The 16,391-nt window shown below is 38.4% G+C and carries 19 protein-coding genes; 10 read left to right on the top strand and 9 right to left on the bottom strand.

Annotation, left to right across the window (positions count from 1 at the left end):
- Window positions 1-58 precede the first annotated feature (58 nt).
- Window positions 59-355 (top strand): ribosome assembly RNA-binding protein YhbY, encoded by a 297-nt coding sequence (gene yhbY / locus ATS75_RS07555; RefSeq protein WP_058559834.1) that lies wholly within the window; start codon window positions 59-61, stop codon window positions 353-355.
- Between the two features lie 89 nt (window positions 356-444).
- Here yhbY and ATS75_RS07550 read toward each other — a convergent pair whose 3' ends face one another.
- Together ATS75_RS07550 and ATS75_RS07545 are read right to left on the bottom strand one after the other, a co-directional pair.
- The gene (locus ATS75_RS07550) at window positions 445-921 is read right to left on the bottom strand and encodes a histidine phosphatase family protein (RefSeq protein WP_058559833.1); all 477 of its coding nucleotides are present in this window, start codon (window positions 919-921) and stop codon (window positions 445-447) included.
- Window positions 918-2,075, bottom strand: a complete 1,158-nt coding sequence (locus tag ATS75_RS07545; protein ID WP_082665433.1) for a serine hydrolase domain-containing protein — start codon at window positions 2,073-2,075, stop codon at window positions 918-920. Before ATS75_RS07545 ends, ATS75_RS07550 begins: the two co-directional genes overlap by 4 nt.
- A gap of 112 nt (window positions 2,076-2,187) precedes the next feature.
- On the opposite strand from ATS75_RS07545, the gene ATS75_RS07540 reads away from it, so the two are divergent.
- The 6 genes from ATS75_RS07540 to ATS75_RS07515 all read left to right on the top strand — a co-directional run bounded on the left by ATS75_RS07540 (window position 2,188) and on the right by ATS75_RS07515 (window position 7,940).
- Window positions 2,188-2,994 (top strand): hypothetical protein, encoded by an 807-nt coding sequence (locus tag ATS75_RS07540; RefSeq protein WP_058559939.1) that lies wholly within the window; start codon window positions 2,188-2,190, stop codon window positions 2,992-2,994.
- Between the two features lie 94 nt (window positions 2,995-3,088).
- Complete coding sequence (locus ATS75_RS07535) at window positions 3,089-3,946, top strand: MipA/OmpV family protein (protein ID WP_058559832.1); 858 nt, start codon at window positions 3,089-3,091, stop codon at window positions 3,944-3,946.
- The gene (locus ATS75_RS07530) at window positions 3,936-4,328 is read left to right on the top strand and encodes a DUF3019 domain-containing protein (RefSeq protein ID WP_058559831.1); all 393 of its coding nucleotides are present in this window, start codon (window positions 3,936-3,938) and stop codon (window positions 4,326-4,328) included. Before ATS75_RS07535 ends, ATS75_RS07530 begins: the two co-directional genes overlap by 11 nt.
- 14 nt (window positions 4,329-4,342) lie before the next feature.
- Window positions 4,343-5,047, top strand: a complete 705-nt coding sequence (locus tag ATS75_RS07525; protein WP_058559830.1) for a response regulator transcription factor — start codon at window positions 4,343-4,345, stop codon at window positions 5,045-5,047.
- 31 nt (window positions 5,048-5,078) lie between these two features.
- Window positions 5,079-6,371: a sensor histidine kinase gene (locus ATS75_RS07520; RefSeq protein ID WP_058559829.1), complete on the top strand. Its 1,293-nt coding sequence runs from the start codon at window positions 5,079-5,081 to the stop codon at window positions 6,369-6,371.
- Between the two features lie 216 nt (window positions 6,372-6,587).
- A complete protein-coding gene (locus ATS75_RS07515; protein ID WP_058559828.1) occupies window positions 6,588-7,940 on the top strand; it encodes a sodium-dependent transporter in 1,353 nt (450 codons plus the stop codon).
- A gap of 27 nt (window positions 7,941-7,967) precedes the next feature.
- On the opposite strand, the gene ATS75_RS07510 is transcribed toward ATS75_RS07515, so the two are convergent.
- Window positions 7,968-8,420 carry a GNAT family N-acetyltransferase gene (locus ATS75_RS07510; RefSeq protein ID WP_058559827.1) on the bottom strand — a complete coding sequence of 151 codons (453 nt, stop codon included), beginning with the start codon at window positions 8,418-8,420 and terminating at the stop codon, window positions 7,968-7,970.
- Window positions 8,421-8,479: 59 nt separating this feature from the next.
- Entirely contained in the window at window positions 8,480-9,223 is a 744-nt protein-coding gene (locus tag ATS75_RS07505; protein WP_058559826.1) for a sporulation protein, read from the bottom strand.
- 258 nt (window positions 9,224-9,481) lie between these two features.
- On the opposite strand from ATS75_RS07505, the gene ATS75_RS07500 reads away from it, so the two are divergent.
- From ATS75_RS07500 to ATS75_RS07490, 3 genes are all read left to right on the top strand, one after another.
- Window positions 9,482-11,053: a cation:proton antiporter family protein gene (locus ATS75_RS07500; RefSeq protein WP_058559825.1), complete on the top strand. Its 1,572-nt coding sequence runs from the start codon at window positions 9,482-9,484 to the stop codon at window positions 11,051-11,053.
- Window positions 11,054-11,353: 300 nt separating this feature from the next.
- Entirely contained in the window at window positions 11,354-11,635 is a 282-nt protein-coding gene (locus ATS75_RS07495) for a hypothetical protein (RefSeq protein WP_058559824.1), read from the top strand.
- A gap of 120 nt (window positions 11,636-11,755) precedes the next feature.
- Window positions 11,756-11,974, top strand: a complete 219-nt coding sequence (locus ATS75_RS07490) for a DUF3820 family protein (protein ID WP_058559823.1) — start codon at window positions 11,756-11,758, stop codon at window positions 11,972-11,974.
- 116 nt (window positions 11,975-12,090) lie between these two features.
- Here ATS75_RS07490 and ATS75_RS07485 read toward each other — a convergent pair whose 3' ends face one another.
- The 5 genes from ATS75_RS07485 to ilvY form a co-directional block, all read right to left on the bottom strand.
- Complete coding sequence (locus tag ATS75_RS07485) at window positions 12,091-13,329, bottom strand: ATP-binding protein (RefSeq protein WP_058559822.1); 1,239 nt, start codon at window positions 13,327-13,329, stop codon at window positions 12,091-12,093.
- 6 nt (window positions 13,330-13,335) lie between these two features.
- A complete protein-coding gene (locus ATS75_RS07480; protein ID WP_058559938.1) occupies window positions 13,336-14,028 on the bottom strand; it encodes a response regulator in 693 nt (230 codons plus the stop codon).
- Window positions 14,029-14,042: 14 nt separating this feature from the next.
- A complete protein-coding gene (locus ATS75_RS07475; RefSeq protein ID WP_058559821.1) occupies window positions 14,043-14,429 on the bottom strand; it encodes a DUF3019 domain-containing protein in 387 nt (128 codons plus the stop codon).
- Between the two features lies 1 nt (window position 14,430).
- Complete coding sequence (locus ATS75_RS07470) at window positions 14,431-15,291, bottom strand: MipA/OmpV family protein (RefSeq protein ID WP_321164311.1); 861 nt, start codon at window positions 15,289-15,291, stop codon at window positions 14,431-14,433.
- A 117-nt stretch (window positions 15,292-15,408) separates the two neighbouring features.
- The gene (gene ilvY, locus ATS75_RS07465; protein WP_058559819.1) at window positions 15,409-16,323 is read right to left on the bottom strand and encodes an HTH-type transcriptional activator IlvY; all 915 of its coding nucleotides are present in this window, start codon (window positions 16,321-16,323) and stop codon (window positions 15,409-15,411) included.
- Window positions 16,324-16,391: the final 68 nt, after the last annotated feature.

Below are 16,391 nucleotides of genomic sequence, written 5' to 3'. Positions count from 1 at the left end.
TCTAGATGGCGTTAGAATACCCTTAATTCAAGCCATATTCAGCAAAATTTGTAACAACATGAAATTATCGAACAAACAAAAGCAGTTTTTAAAAGGTCAAGCACACTCTCTAAAGCCAGTGGTTCTTCTTGGATCAAACGGTTTAACTGAAGGCGTTGTCGTTGAAATTCAAAGCGCTTTAGAAATTCACGAACTGATTAAAGTAAAAGTACCTACTGACGACCGTGAAACTAAAGCATTGATTTTTGAAGCAATTGTACGTGAGACCGGTGCAGAGAAGCTGCAAACTATCGGGCATACAATTGTGCTATACCGTCAAAGTGAAGAGAAAAAGATTCAATTACCGCGTAATTAATTTTTATTTCTAAAAAAAAAACCAGCTTTAGCTGGTTTTTTTATGCTTACTGATTATTCAGATTAAAATTGTAAATGAATGTGCACCTATTACTCAAAAGTCATCTGTAAATCACTTAAATGATAATTTTGACCTGTGCGCTGAAGTAAAAAATAGCGTGAAAACTCTGACTCTGCCATTTTATCGACAGCCAACTCAGAAAATAAAGCCGCAAGCTCAACACTCGTATTGCTGTGACCTACAATTATAATGGTCCCTGATTGAATTAAAATATCTTGCGTAAACTGAACTAGTTCACGTGGATTATAGACCTGCACTTTTACACCGAGATCCTTAGCCAACGCATTCGCTGTTTCAAGTGTGCGATTGTAATCAGTGCTATAAAGGGTGACTGGTTTGCTCCCTTCTATCAAAGAAGATAACTGGCTGGCTCTTTGTTTTCCTGCGTGCGTTAAGTGCGGGTTTGGCCCTTTTTCTTTTTCACTATGACGAAATAAATAAATACTGTCAGGTTCTGCATGTGCGAAGTGTGTGCAAAACAATAAAAAAATAATTAGATGTCTCATCCTTTCTCCATTAATGATGAATTTTGGCGTTTAAATCGTAATACACGATTTATAAACTCCGTAGTAAGCTCATTAATAAGCCCAGTTTCTGCATTTAATACTAAGCTGAAGCCAATATTTAAATGTGGAATAATAACTAAATCACTGCGATAACCTTGAACCCAACCACTGTGATAGTAAAGCGTTTCATCATCATAGTTATACACTCGCCAGCCAAGGCCATAATAAGCCTCTTTTAAATGTTTTTTCCACACTCTTCGACGTAACTCTTTTTTTGTATGCGTATAAGGCCTTGCCTGACTGGCGAGTACTTGTGGCGAAAGAATGGTTGGGTAGTAACCCAGTTGTGCTTTTAACCAAATTGCCATATCGCTCGCACTGGCATTTACCCCTGCCGCCGGAAGTACCTTATAATAGTTTTTTTTAAGTCTTGCTGTATGCCATCGCTTTCTTCCTCTCACATGGGGATGAGCATAGTTACTGTCTATAACCATATTTTCAAACCCCAAACTTGCATTATTCATTTGTAATGGGGCAAAAATAAATTCACTCAACCAATGTGAGTAACTCATCTGGGTACTCGCTTGAATGACTTCATCAACCAAACTAAACATCACATTTTGATAACCATAGCATTGACCAGGTCGACAAATTGGCTCAACACTTAATAATTTTTCTACAATATCGGGATAGCGCATTCGTGATTCAATTAAATTATCATACGCATTTGGTACAAGGCCACCAGAGTGACTCAGTAAATGGTAAACTTTTAAGTTATTTTTATAACTCGTATTGCTAAACTCTGGAATGTATTTACTAACAGGGTCTTCGAGTGAAAAACGCTTCTCATTGGCAAGCTTAGCAGTGAGAGAACCTGCGAATGTTTTAGACACAGATGCTAAGCGAAAGCGAGTATTTTCATCAACTCGCTGACCTTTGTGTAGTTTTGTAACGCCATATCCTTTTACAAACTCATTCTCTTGCCCATAAACAATAGATAAAGCTGCCCCGGGTATACCCTTGCTTTTTAACTTGTATGACAGGTGAGTATTGTAATCATCAATTAGCTTATCCCACTGCGTATCTTTACCAGAGCATGTATATGAAATAAGTAATAAAAAAATACAAAAAAAGAATGGCATTAATGACTTCATTTTTATTATTTTAACTACATTAAGAAATTTCTTAGCGCATAATAACATGAACTTTTATCAAGACTAACGTACAATATTCCCATTAATATGTTCTTAAGGGTCTATCGTGCTTATTCGCTTTATAATTATTGCTTTTCTTGTACTAACAACGGCCGCGTGCACTTCGTCACCAACGCCTGTTGCAGACACTTTATTAATGCCGCAAAAACCTTTATTAAAAACGCAACATTATCAAATTAGTTATTCAACTGAACACCAGTCACCAAAAGTAAAATCTGTACAACTGCCAGCTCATAAAGTTAAACGCAATCAAACAGTGAGCATCATTGCAGATAACACAAGCGTTACCGACACTTTATATACACAGATTACAGATGCTTTGAATGCAATACAACTCAATGTTGTTTCAAAAGGCACTAGCGATTACACCTTGTCAATACACCAACTAGAGCTAAATTTTGTTGAGGATACCAAGTATCAAATTGACACACCTGAATCGCCATTACCAACCTTTGAGAAAGTTTCACTTCTCCATCCAAGTCAACAATGTGCAACAATTAGTGCTGACGTTAGTATGCGCTTAACGCACAGAGCATCGGGTGATGTCGTGTGGTTTGGTAAATCAGCCATCGAAAGCGCAAGCTTCCATCGCGAACCTCTAATATATTCTTATTCACAAGAACAAATAATTAGTAACGAACTTGAAGTGGCATCATTTATCCATCAACAAAATACAGAGCAAGCGCGTCTTCTACGTGCAACCCAAAAAGTTGTTACGCCCCCTTACAAAACAATCAGTAAAATAAGCAGCTTAACGAAGGTTCAAGGTCCATGTAATCGGACTGAAGTCAGTGCATTAACACCAATGATGCAATATTATTTAAGCAGTATTTTAATCGATAAAATTAAAGTTCAATGAGTAAACATAATTTGCTACATTTTTTTACAGAAAAAAGGAACTCTTTGACAATATAATACATTTACTTACTCCACCTTTTTTGACAAGGAATGCAATGCTGCCAATTTTAAACAAAGCACGCTCTCTAACTTTTATATTACTAGTTACGTGTCTTTGGAGTAATGCAAGTGTTGCGAGCAATCGATATTATGCAGATAACACTTTAATTCCAACCAATGGCTTTGCTTGGGACTGGAGTGCAGGTACTGGTTATTATATTGAAGATTCATTTTTGGTCGGGATGGACTCCTACAGCGATGGTTTAGAGCTTGATCTCAATTTAGCTATATCGTACGAACGCTTCTATTTAGATATAGACCACAGTCAACTCAGTGGCGGTTTTATTATAGGGTATAGTTTAATAGAACGTTTTGATTGGGAACTCGACATTCTAGGCACCAACGTTCAGGCTGGGTTCGATGAAACAGGTTTGGATTTTTATAACAACAGTAAAATTGACGAGCTTGCTGGCATACTCAGTCGTAAATACGACTTTAATACAGGGCTACGTTTAACACGTAGTTTTGAAAACTCTCAAATTTCGGTTGAATACCTCCATGATATTTCCGGTGCTTACAATAGCTGGGTAATCAATACTTTCTTCAGTCATATTTTACCTTGGAAAAACTGGGAATTTCGCTCAGGTGTCGGATTTAGTGCCTATTCTGATGATTTTACAAATTATTACTTTGGTATTTCACCTGAAGAAGCATCGCCTGCTAGACCTATTTATGAAACTGGCACATCGGGTAGCGTTATTTTTGAATTTCACGCAGAATACCCACTCAATCGGCATTGGGTATTTCTAACTGGTGTTCTATCAACTTGGTTCACTAATGAAATAGTTGATAGCCCTATCGTTTCACAAGGTTATCAACACAAAGCCATGGTAGGCGTGCGATATGTATTCTAGAACAATCACTCTTTTCTTATGCGTGTTAAGCACTAAACCATTAGCGGGATATGCTGAACAAATAGAACAGAGTGATTTTGTTGCTATACCTGACACGTGCGTTGCGTTACGTGAAGGACGAAATTGCTACGCTGATATTGAGATCAACTGGCAGCGTCCCGAAATAGGTAATTATTGCCTACGAGACGCCACATCAAAGCACATCATGCAATGCTGGCTTAGACAGAAATCAGGGCAATTTTATTATGCCTTTGACTCTGTTGAAGCAATTGCATTTGAGCTAATCAACAGTGATAGCGGCAAAACCATTGCTAAAACACACGTTCAATTACAATGGGTTTATCAAAACCGTCAGAAAAAACGTCGCTGGCGATTGTTTTAAAAAAGAGAAAAATTATGGATAATTACGGCACTATTTTACTTGTTGAAGATGATACATCGCTTGCCCAATGGGTGGCAGAGTATTTAATTGAACAAGGCTACACGACTCAAATTTGCTCTCGTGGCAACCTTGTTGTTGAACAGGTTAAACAGTTTTCACCTGATCTAATCTTGCTAGACATAATGCTGCCAGGACAAGACGGCATTAGCATTTGTCGCGAACTAAGGCAATTTTATAACAAGCCTATTATTATGCTCACAGCTCGAGACGAAGAGATGGATGAAGTCATTGGTCTTGAAGTGGGTGCTAGTGATTACATAACAAAGCCGGTGAGACCCAGAGCATTGCTTGCTCGCATTAAAGCAGCGTTGCGTATGAGCCATGATAATAAAGAGCAAAAAAATGACTCGTTAATTATCGAGGTAGGTGCATTAAAAATTGACACTCAATCTCGCAATGTTTTTGTTAATAATGTAGAACAATCAATATCAAGTGCTGAGTATCTATTACTGAGTTACTTAGCCTCTAATGCTGGCCAAGTAGTATCTCGCGATGCTGTATTTAAAGCCACGAAGGGCAGAGAGTATGACGGCCTTGATCGCAGTGTAGATGTTCTTATATCAGCATTACGTAAAAAATTTAATGACGACCCACAACACCCTGAAAAAATTAAAACCATTTGGGGTAAAGGTTACTTGCTCGTTGCAAGCGCATGGTAGTAATGTCATTTCATTTTAGCAGTTCGAATAGATGAAAAAGTTTTATCTTTCACTACTGGGTAGTGCCCTTTTGTCAATCGTTGCCCTTGGTTGGCTAATCGATGCTTTTAGTCAACAAGCCCACTCCCCCCAAGATGAATTTGCGCTACAAAGCAAAATATTAATGGGCTTTAGCCAACAATTGTCATTAATTGAGCCCGCTGATCGCAGCCAATATACGCAAAAATTAGCTGCGCAATTTGCCTTGCCTCTTACCTACCGAGCAACTGAAACTTTAGCACTGCCTGACTCGCTACTTGTAGAGATGAACCAAACTGGTGGTTTGATTCTTGAGGACCAGCAAGGTTTCTACTTACTTTACAGTAACAATCAGTTAGCACCTTATCATTTAAAACTACGTTTAGAAAAAACAATAGAGCATATACAACAAAACGATATGTTACTTACCTTATTGTTTTATGCTGGGTTATGTGTGTTTATGGGTTTTATCATTGCTCCGCTAGCTAAACGGCTTGGGGTTGTAAATGAAGCTGCAAAACAGTTTGCAAGCGGTAACTTACAAGCACGTATTCCCGTCTCTTACTTTACTTATATCAAAGACGTTGAGCTAACTTTTAACAGAATGGCCAGTCAAATAGAAAAGCTACTTGATGAAAATAAATTAATGGCATCAAGCTTATCACATGATATTCGTACACCGATTGCCTGTTTACGCTTTGGCTTAGATGCGACTTTAGACTGTGATGATGAACAAAAAAGGTTGCATTACTTAACCCGCATGGAGTCTGATTTAGATCAGATGGAATCGATGCTAAAAAGCTACCTAGCATTTGCCACATTAGAACAAAAAGCCACGCAACTTAATTATGCTTACACTGAATTAAACGATTACTTAACTACGATCATTTCGCAACTGGAACCTAAAATAACGAAATGTGACCTTGATGTTGAATTAATCTGTAAAGGTTTTAGAGTCCATGCAGACCTACACTGGCTTGCTCGCGCAATGTCAAACCTCTTAAGTAATGCATGTGACTTTGCAACCAAACATATCATTATCAGTGCTTTTAAACAGGCACATTATGTGGTTATTACAGTGGAAGATGATGGCCCCGGCATTGATGAACAAAACTGGGATAAAGTGTTTAGCCCTTTCTTTCAAGAACAAAGCCACAGAAACAGAGCAACACAAAGCTATGGATTAGGATTAGCTATTGTTGCTAAAGTAGCAGACTGGCACCATGGTTCAGTGTCTGTCAGCCGCAGTAAACGGCTTAATGGCGCTTGTTTTACATTGAAAATCCACAACATTGAAGAAATGTAACCATTTTGTTACAGTTTACATGTGGAAATTATCTATCTTCACATTTAAATTCAGAAGCTTAAGTGCATTAAGTTAAATAAAACCTGCATAATAAAGTATTAAAGTTAAGCAACGAGCCCCCCCTCGTATTAATATGGAAGAATAAGTGCTGTTTATTTTTTTGCATATGCAGTAGATTGTCATCGCCATCACAAAAATAGAGAAGTAATAATAATTATGAGCGCAGTTAGAGGGGAGTTTAGCTCCCGTTTTGGATTCATCATGGCCGCCGCAGGCTCAGCGGTGGGGTTAGGTAATATTTGGGGCTTTCCCACTCAAACAGCCAGTAATGGCGGAGCAGCATTTTTAGTTGCTTATTTGATTCTTGCATTTTGTCTGGCCTACCCTGCTTTAATGGCTGAACTTACCATTGGTCGGCATGGTCAAGCAAATGCAGTTACATCATTGCGTGCAATTTCAAACACGAAATCACAAAAGCAATTTGCTTTTATAGTGGGCTTTGGTGGCATTATTTGTGCTGGTTTAATTTTAAGTTTCTACGCAATTGTTGCAGGTTGGATGATAAGTGCAACCTTAGAACCGATTGCTACATTAGCGGGAAACCAACCCATTACTAGTTGGCTTAGTGAACAATCACTATCAAGAAATCTTATATTTACGACTGGCTTTATCATTTTGACCGTGGCTATTATCAGCCGAGGTGTTGAAAACGGTATTGAAAAATGGTCAAAGCGTCTAATGCCAGCACTGCTATCAATCCTATTTGCTCTCATTATTTACGTCATGATGCAAGACGGTGCAATGACAGGGTTAAAGGCTTATTTAGTTCCGGATTTTAGTTCAATTTTAAACCCAGAACTGCTGGTCAACGCGTTAGGCCAAGCGTTTTTCTCTTTATCGCTGGGTACCAGTGTTATGATCATTTATGGCTCTTACATTAGTAAAAAAGAAAACCTGGTATCACTGGGTGCATACGTTACATTAATTGATGTGTTTATCGCATTTGTAGCAGGCCTATTGATCATACCGGCTATGTATGTAGCGCAAGCTCAAGGGGTTGAAATATTCAGTTCACAAGGTGAACTATTATCAGAAGATACCTTAGTATTTCAAGTCTTACCCGCTCTTTTTGATGGAATGGGCACAATAGGGTTATTTGTTGGTTTTGCGTTTTTTGCACTGATGAGCATCGCTGCTTTAACATCGTCTATTTCCATGTTAGAAGCACCGGTATCGTATGCTGTAGAGCGTTTTACCCTCGACAGAATCAAAGCAACATGGTTGATTGGGGCAATTATCACGATAGTAAGCTCTACTATTGTTATATATTTTGATACGTTGTTTGGCTTCGTCATCACGCTAACAACTAAATTTGGTCAACCTCTGTTAGGGCTCATGTGCTGCTTATTTGTAGGTTGGATCTGGTATAGAAATTCCTTGCTTGAAGAAATTAAACAAGGGTGCCCTGGTGTAGCCAACAGTGTGTTTTGGAAAATATGGCCATGGTATATTAAATTTATTTGCCCATTGGCTATTGCGTTAGTATTTATCAATTCAATTTTCGGTTAACTGAATTAGCATTAAAATAAGCGCCCGTTAACTTATTGGGCGCTTTAAAATCATATCTTGATGTTCAATGCCATCTTCTAAGTAAGGTTGTGCAACCTCCTCAAAACCAAGTGAACGATAAAAATCCAGTAGGTATGTTTGCGCACCAATATATATTTCTCTATTGGGCCATAACTCAAAACACTTAGCGACAGCACTGGCTACTAATTCTTGTGCCAAACCATTTCCGCGATACTCCTTGTTTATTAGTACACGCCCTATAGCGCTATAGGTGTTATTTTTCACATAGCATCGTGCATAAGCACCAAGCAAATTATCTGTAAGCCAATACATATGTTCGGTAGTTTGCTCACAATCTATCTCATCCAGTTCTGGATATGCGCAAGCCTGCTCAACGACAAAGACATCAACACGTCCTTTTGCTATTAGGAATAATTCTTGCGTCGTCAAAGCTGAAAATGACTTGGTTAGTAAATTCATAAAAAATCCTAATAAAAAAGCCCAGACAATGCTGGGCTGTTAACGAGATATATTTAGGCTCATGCAAATAAACGCTCTAGCTGATCACACAGCTGGGATAGGTTCACATGATCATGTTCGATAGTTAAATCGACGTAACCGTCACCACGAAATGCTCTATCGAGTTCAATCAATACGTGTGTCTTATGTGCCTCTGGTACAAACGACAATTCAACTTCTTGCAAACCAAATAAGCTTCTGCTGTTCGGTCTATATTCAAGTTCTTGATAGCAACCCGATAAAGAACTGAATGTCTTTGCACGTAAGTAGCCTTTCTCTACATCGGCTTTAACTAAACTGAAGCCTAATTTATCCATTGCTTGCATAAACGTATTGACAGCATCATTTGGGTATATGTGTAAATGGTCTTTATCACTTGGATCCAAAGCTAGATCAATATCTAAACCAGTTTCAAGCCAAACATACGACTGATTATAGCCTGCATTAATTTCGGTGATCGGCGTCTCTGAATGTAAACGTGCTTCAAAAGGAATGTGTTTCTCTTCTCCGGGTTCTATACTGCCAATATCTGTGATTCGCCATTTATCAATCACATGATTGGTAAAATAACTGCCCTCTTCACCCTCAACTTTAACACGAGTCATCAGAGCAAGATCCAGTCCTGATATTTCTTGACTTACATCACCAGCTGTAATCACAATTTGAGCATTAAACTTTTGCCCTGGTTGGAGGTGTTCTGTCTCTAAAATAGTATCGACTTTTGCTGCACCAATACCAACTGATGCAAGAATTTTTTTAAACATCTATTTCTCCTTAAGTACAACCGTATTAACACAGCCACACTTAAAATCCTTTGTTACTGCATCTTAACCATATTTAAAAGCTGATGTCAGTGAAAAAATAGTGTTTTAATAATTTTTTACAATAAACAATGTACTATCGCATGTTTTTTATACTAAATCAGAGATAGTTCAAGTGTATGCCCATTAGTCATACTATTTATTTCAAAAACACCTAGATTTCGCTACACTGTTAAACCAAATAAAGTCATATTAAGTATTATGGAACTATTATATTTTGCAGCAGCGTTTGTCTGCGGTTTTGTTGTTTACCAACTTAAACTTCCGCCATTGATCGGCTTTCTAATTGCAGGTTTTGCCTTAAACCTTTCAGGGTTTAAGACCACTGAACTACTCAACTCAATTGCAAATTTAGGTGTGACTCTCCTACTCTTTAGTATTGGGCTAAAATTACGTGTAGCTAATTTAATTAAGCCCCAGGTTTGGGCTCCGGCTTCTATACACATCATTTTAAGTAGCTTGCTTTTTGCTAGCTTCATGCTGCTACTAGGTTATTTAGCCCTTCCTTTATTTAAGGAGCTCAGCTGGCAAAGTGCCTTATTAGTAGGTTTTGCTTTTAGTTTTTCAAGCACAGTGTTTGCCGTAAAGGTTCTCGAAGAACGAGGAGAAATGTCCAGCCTGCATGGTAAAATTGCGATTGGTATACTGGTCATGCAAGACATATTCGCAGTTATCTTCTTAGCAATTAGCACTGGAAAGTCACCAAATGGCTGGGCTATCGCCTTATTTGCCTTGCTTCCTTTAATGCGTCCGATTATGTTTTGGATATTAAACCGTTCTAAGCACGGTGAGCTTTTACCTCTATTTGGCTTTTTCTTTGCACTTGTTGTTGGTTATCACGCGTTTGAATTCGCAGGATTAAAAGGCGATTTAGGCGCATTGATAATTGGCATGATATTCGCCCCACACAAAAAGGCTGGTGAGCTTGCTAAATCTCTACTCAACTTAAAAGAAATCTTGCTAGTTGGCTTCTTTTTAACAATCGGTTTGGGGGCAGAATTAACAGTAAACTCGCTGTTTATCGCCTTGATAATTATTTTAGTATTACCGGTAAAAGTTACTTTGTATTATATACTGACAAACGCGTTCAAATTACGGGCTCGCACTTCACTGCTCAGTGCGTTTACCCTAACAAATTATAGTGAGTTTGGTTTAATCGTCTGCATGGTAGCCGCCACTAGTGGCTTAATCACTGCAGAATGGTTAGCGGTCATGGCAATCGCAGTGTCTATTACTTTTATTATCGCATCACCACTTAACAAGCGCTCTAATGAGATTTATGTAAAAATTGAAACTTGGTTATTGCAATTTGAAAGCCAGACCCGCCTGGCTGAAGAGCTACCAGTAAACCTGAATGATACTAAAATCGTTATTTTTGGTATGGGCCGAATCGGGACTGGTGCATACGAAACGATAAACATTACTCACCCTGGTGTGGTTGCTGGTGTAGACATAAAACCTGAAGTTGTTGATAAGCATATTAAAAGGGGACGTAAAGCATTGCTAGCTGATGCGACTGATCCTGATTTTTGGCAAAGAGTAAATCATTCAAGCGTCGAAATGATCATGCTTGCCATGCCGAAGCATATGCAAAATATTTTTGCGTTAGAACAATTAAAAGCATCGGGTTACCAAGGACAAGTAACAGCGATTGCTAACTACCCTGATCAGCAGAAAGAGCTAGAAGATATGGGGGTTGATTCAACATATAACTTCTATTTAGAAGCAGGTAGTGGTTTTGCCGAACACGTAAAACAAAAACTTTTTTCTTAATGTGAATTATTTTTGAGACGACGATTATCAGTGCCATAAAAGGTACTGATAATCATTTTCATCGTTATTTCATTAACTTAGTCAATTAACATCTAATTCCTCATTTTTCCTGCACAAAAAAACCGTCAACCACATTTACAAAGCTTTACATCGAAATTAGCATTTCCTCATTAAAACAGAGTAAACTCCATCCATCGGATATTTCGTAAGTATCTATTTTTAACACATAATTTACGCTTATATATGTTTTAGATACGCATTCAATTGCTTCTGTTTATTTGTGATTTTTAAAGGTTTTAGATGAAAGATAAGTTTACTATACAGCATCAAGCTGTGGCTGATGATTTACAAAGCCCAAAATTAGTTGAGCTTCAGAATCGCCTAGACGATATCCAAAATGAAGGTATGACTGCGATGACAATGCGTGATGTTTTATTTCATAAGATGCTTGATGTTTACCAAGTTCCTAGCGACCATTTTTTACGTGATAGCGAAACACCGCCTCGCATTGATGATCCTGCTATTATCATCCAATTAAAGCAGCTTGGTTTCTCAAAAAAGTCTCTGTACCAAATTCATTAAGTAAACTACGAGGCCTACTCCCTCGTACTATATAGGCTGTTTCTTGCCCGTCACAGCCTATTCTTCCTCTCTTTGTAGTACACTTAAGTCATTATCTAACATTTTTTATTGAGCCTCGAAATGGATTCTCAATTACTCAAAGTAGCAATTAATACTAAAATGCCCTTTGGCAAGTATAGTGGCCGCCCCCTGTTATTATTACCTGAGCCATACCTTGTATGGTTCAAACAAAAAGGCTTCCCTCAAGGGCTCCTGGGTAACCAACTTGCGATGATCTATGAAGTAAAACTTAATGGACTGGAAGAAATGCTAATGCCTCTTTTGAATAGTAAAAAATAACAATCAAAGTTTGAACTTACTTCTAAAGAGACAGTCTATTACATTGCTACTTGTTGATTTTGGTTTTAACCGTAAAAAGCGCCACTCGGCGCTTTTTTTATGTCTTCGATTCTTACTTATGACCTTGGTAAATAAATCGTTATCTTCGCACCACCTAGGCCCGAGTCAGATACTTCACAGCTCCCTTGGTGCCAAGAAATTATTTTTGCAACAATCGCTAAACCTAAACCAAAGCCACCTGTTTTTTTATCTCGGCTCTTGTCTAGTCGCGTAAACGGTTTAAATACAGCATCTCTTTGCGTAAGCGCAATACCAGGACCGTCATCTTCTACATGAATGATTATCGTATTTGATTCTTCTGACAGACTTACATGTACCTGACTTTTTGCATACTTAATTGCATTTCCAATCAAGTTTTGAATGCTACGCGCAATGAAGTGAGCATCGCAAGTATAGGTATAATCGATTGGTAAGTTTGTCGTGAGCGTTATATTGGTTGCATAATCCAGCTTCTTGATTACGTTATTAATTAAATCAACTAAATCACACTGCTGAACCATTATATTGGGTTGTTGGCTATCAAGGCGCGCATAATCTAGCATTTCTTTGACGAGTAATTCCAGTTCAGTGATATCAGCTTGCATTGTATCGATATAATCAAATGCTTTTTCATCGGCGACTTTATCTTCAAGCATAGCTAACGCAAACTTTAAACGTGCTAGCGGTGTTCTAAATTCATGTGATACTGATGATGTTAACTCTTGCTGTGCAGTCAATAGATACTGAATTCTAAGTTGCATCGCACTCAACGTATCAGTGATTGGTAAAAAGAAAGACTTAGACGATTCTGATAATTGAAAATCTTGTGACCCATCCACAGCTTCGCATGCTAGCCTTAATTTAGAAAAATCGCGCCACAATAAAAAGCTCCATAAGCCAATAGGAATACCGACCACACTTAATAACAATAAATAAGGCCATACAGAAGGAAAAACAGGCGATGACACATCAACAGGACCAACTTGAAGTAACTGCTCACTATCAGTAGCAACATACCATACTAGACGCTGCTGCTGATCAAAAAGGTATAGGTATTGGTTTTCTGACAATTCATTCTGCAGCGCAATGGGCAAAGCAACATCTTTGGCTATTAAGAGGTTTGCGCCAAAATGATGGGATATCTTTTCAATACCTTCTGGTGTTTGCGCTAATAGCCAAAGAGAGCGGCCAAACTCATTATCAAGGGAAAGGTGTTGCTGACTTTCTTCGTAGGGCCAAAGCTGCTCTATGACTCCGCTGACCAAAAAAAGGGAAACTATAATATACAAATATAAACTTGCAAAAAGCTTCCCCATTACCGACTACATTCCCCACGCATCAGAAACAAACAAGTAACCTTGCCCCCATACCGTTTTTATTCGGTATGGTTTATCACTATTATCACCTAATTTTTTACGAATGCGCGATACCCTTACATCCACAGTCCGATCTAAGCCATCATATTGGCGACCAATCATGTGTTGATGCACGTGTTCTCGACTTAACACTTCTCCAGCGTTTGAAGCAAGTAACCAAAGTAACTCAAACTCATGTGATGTTAAGGTTATTTCATTGCTCTTTAGTCGAACGATACGGCTTGTTTTATCGATGCTTAAATCGCCAAACTGAAGTTCTTCTGGTGGTTTTATAGTTGCTTGTCCGCGTCTTAGCAAAGCGTTAATGCGCGCCAAAAGCACTCGTGGCTCAGCGGGTTTAATAACATAATCATCTGCGCCTAATTCGAGTCCAATAACTTGATCAAAATCTTCACCTTTCGCAGTCAACATTAAAATAGGCAAACTAAATTTGTCTCTTACTTGGCGGCAAACACTAAAACCATCTTTACCAGGTAACATGACATCTAGAATCATTAAATCGACATGATTCTTCTCTAGATATTCAAATACCTCATCGCCACGCTCAAGTACGGACACATCAAGCCCATTGCTTTGAAGGTAATCTTGCGTTAATTGCTGTAACCCTAAATCATCTTCAACAAGTAAAATTTTTGCCATTGGCAGCTCCAGAATTAAAAAAAGCTCCACGGAGAACGAAGCCTACGTCGAGACACCTTGGCATGCGTACTCTGCACTTCAATACTTGCCGTTGCTAACAGTTCATCCGTGTGAGGATTGTTCAGCGAGTATAAGGTTTTAACATGAACATGCGCTTTATAGTCAAAGCTTGCAACTTGAACTTGCAGCCAACACTTTAATTGCTGCTTATGTTCATACAAACAGACATCCATTTTTTTAGGTAACGACACGGTGAATTTTACATCAAGATCACAAAAATCTTGTTGTTCGGAAACCACACAGACTTTAGGTGAAATACTGAGCATATCTTTTTTGGCCACAGCCTTGAATGAAAAAATGGTCAAGGCAAAGACGCAAAGCGTAAATTGTAGGTACTTCATATTAAAAAATATGATCAAATCCTAAAAAAGCAGTCATTGAATACGTTTTTTCGAACAGCGGGCTATCCGCTAAGGCTGAGTAATCGTAATAAGCCAGATGAAAACGCACTGAGTTTACCTCGCTAAGAGGCCAGCGGGCATCTATTTTAGCATAAGGCTGTAAACTACTACCAACTGCAATTGCTTCATTTGGGTTTTCTTTTTCACTTACACCATAAAAATAATTATTCAGTTGCGCTGACTTGTACCAAACTCCAAGGCTTGGTTTAACATGGATCTTGCCAATTTTATGAGTCATCTGCCACTGCAGCGCACTTCTCCATCCCTGATAAACCCCTGAAATATCAGCTAATGCTTGAGCAGAAAAAACATGTTTCTCATAGATGTAATGATAACTAAGACCTGCATCAAGTGCCCATCTGCGTTTATTAAGTTCATTAATGTCTAATTTTGGCTGTTGCTCTTTTAATTCAACGGGAGAAGAAGCAATAAATGAGTTAGATGAGGATAAAGCAAATATATTAGTTGGATGCCAGTTGACGAAAAAGCGAGTCTCAGGATTAAACTCAGATACAAGGTTAACCACGTGGGGAGAGTCAGGTTCAAGGCTGTAACCTAATCGTCCATTATCAAAAAACAGATGTTCAGCATAATAAGCTACTTCGGGTATTAAAACTAAAGGTAAATCTGACCCTCCTTTCAAAGGGTTTGTCATAATACCTAACCCTGTATTTAAACTTAAATGCCATTGATCAATAGTAATATCTTGTTTTGGCTCATGTTCTGACGACTTTGCGGATGAGACACTTACAGAACCAAACAACATGCTTGCCGCAATCAGGATGTATATTGTCAACTTCATCGTTATTTTTATACGTTTTTATGCTGTTAATGCACGTATAATAGCAAGCTATTAAAAACATATCCCTAGTTGATTACAATCATTCACACTTTTGATACATTCATTCCCAACTTTATATCAATTAGCAATACTATTGACCTCTTTCAGTGCTTGCGCGATTTCCCATAGTGCATTTAAGGCAGGATCTGAAAGGTTTTTTTTAAGCACTGCAAGGCCAATTTCAAAACCTGCGGGCGCATCATGTTGGTCGCTTATGATATGAACGCGGTCCTTAAGAGGACTATTATCAAGTACAATCTTAGGCACCATTGCAATACCTAACCCTAAGCTAACCATAGATACCATGGCCTCGTGACCAGCAACCTGCGCATAAATTTTTGCGTTAATGTTATATTTACGCCACCACTGCTCTAGCCTTTGTCGGGTGAACCCTTGCTCAGGCACAATAAATTCCAACTCAGACCAATCGATAAATTCTTTTTTATTCGCTAGCTTTTCTGTAATTAACGAGGGATTTCGAGGCGCAATAAACACTAAAGATGAATAACCGATACTCGCAAAAGCAATTTGAGGGGGCAACTTATCAGGCTTAGCCGCAATCGCCATATCTTCATGTAAATCAAGTACCCGATTAATCGCTAATGCAGGGTCACCCGTGTTTAACTTGAGCTTAATATGTTGGTGTTCCAATCTTAATTGCTCAAGCATTTGGTGTAAGAAACTGTAAGAGGCTGTCACTGAGCAAAAAACACTCACCTTGCCGTATATGGTTTGCCCAGGGTCTTGAACATTTGCACGAAAACGGTGCCAATTCGCAAGTGTTGCGTTCGCAAAATCTATAAATGACTCCCCCTCACGCGTTAATTTAACACTGCGGTTATCTCGGCTAAATAAGGCCACACCAACCTCATCTTCTAATTGCTTAATATTTCTACTCAATGTTGGCGCACTGATATGACATAACTCGCTCGCACGCGCAAAGTGCAACGTTTTTGCTAACACCAAAAAGTAATCTAACCGTTTATGATCCAAACCTAGCACCTTCATTTCATTTAATGAAATACTTTAATTCAAATATATCATTTTACGCAAGTATAAAA

Source organism: Pseudoalteromonas sp. H105, assembly GCF_001469215.1.
In the GTDB taxonomy this organism is placed as follows: domain Bacteria; phylum Pseudomonadota; class Gammaproteobacteria; order Enterobacterales; family Alteromonadaceae; genus Pseudoalteromonas.
Note: the sequence above shows the minus strand (reverse complement) of the source record. Positions and strands in the feature narration are given on the sequence as shown.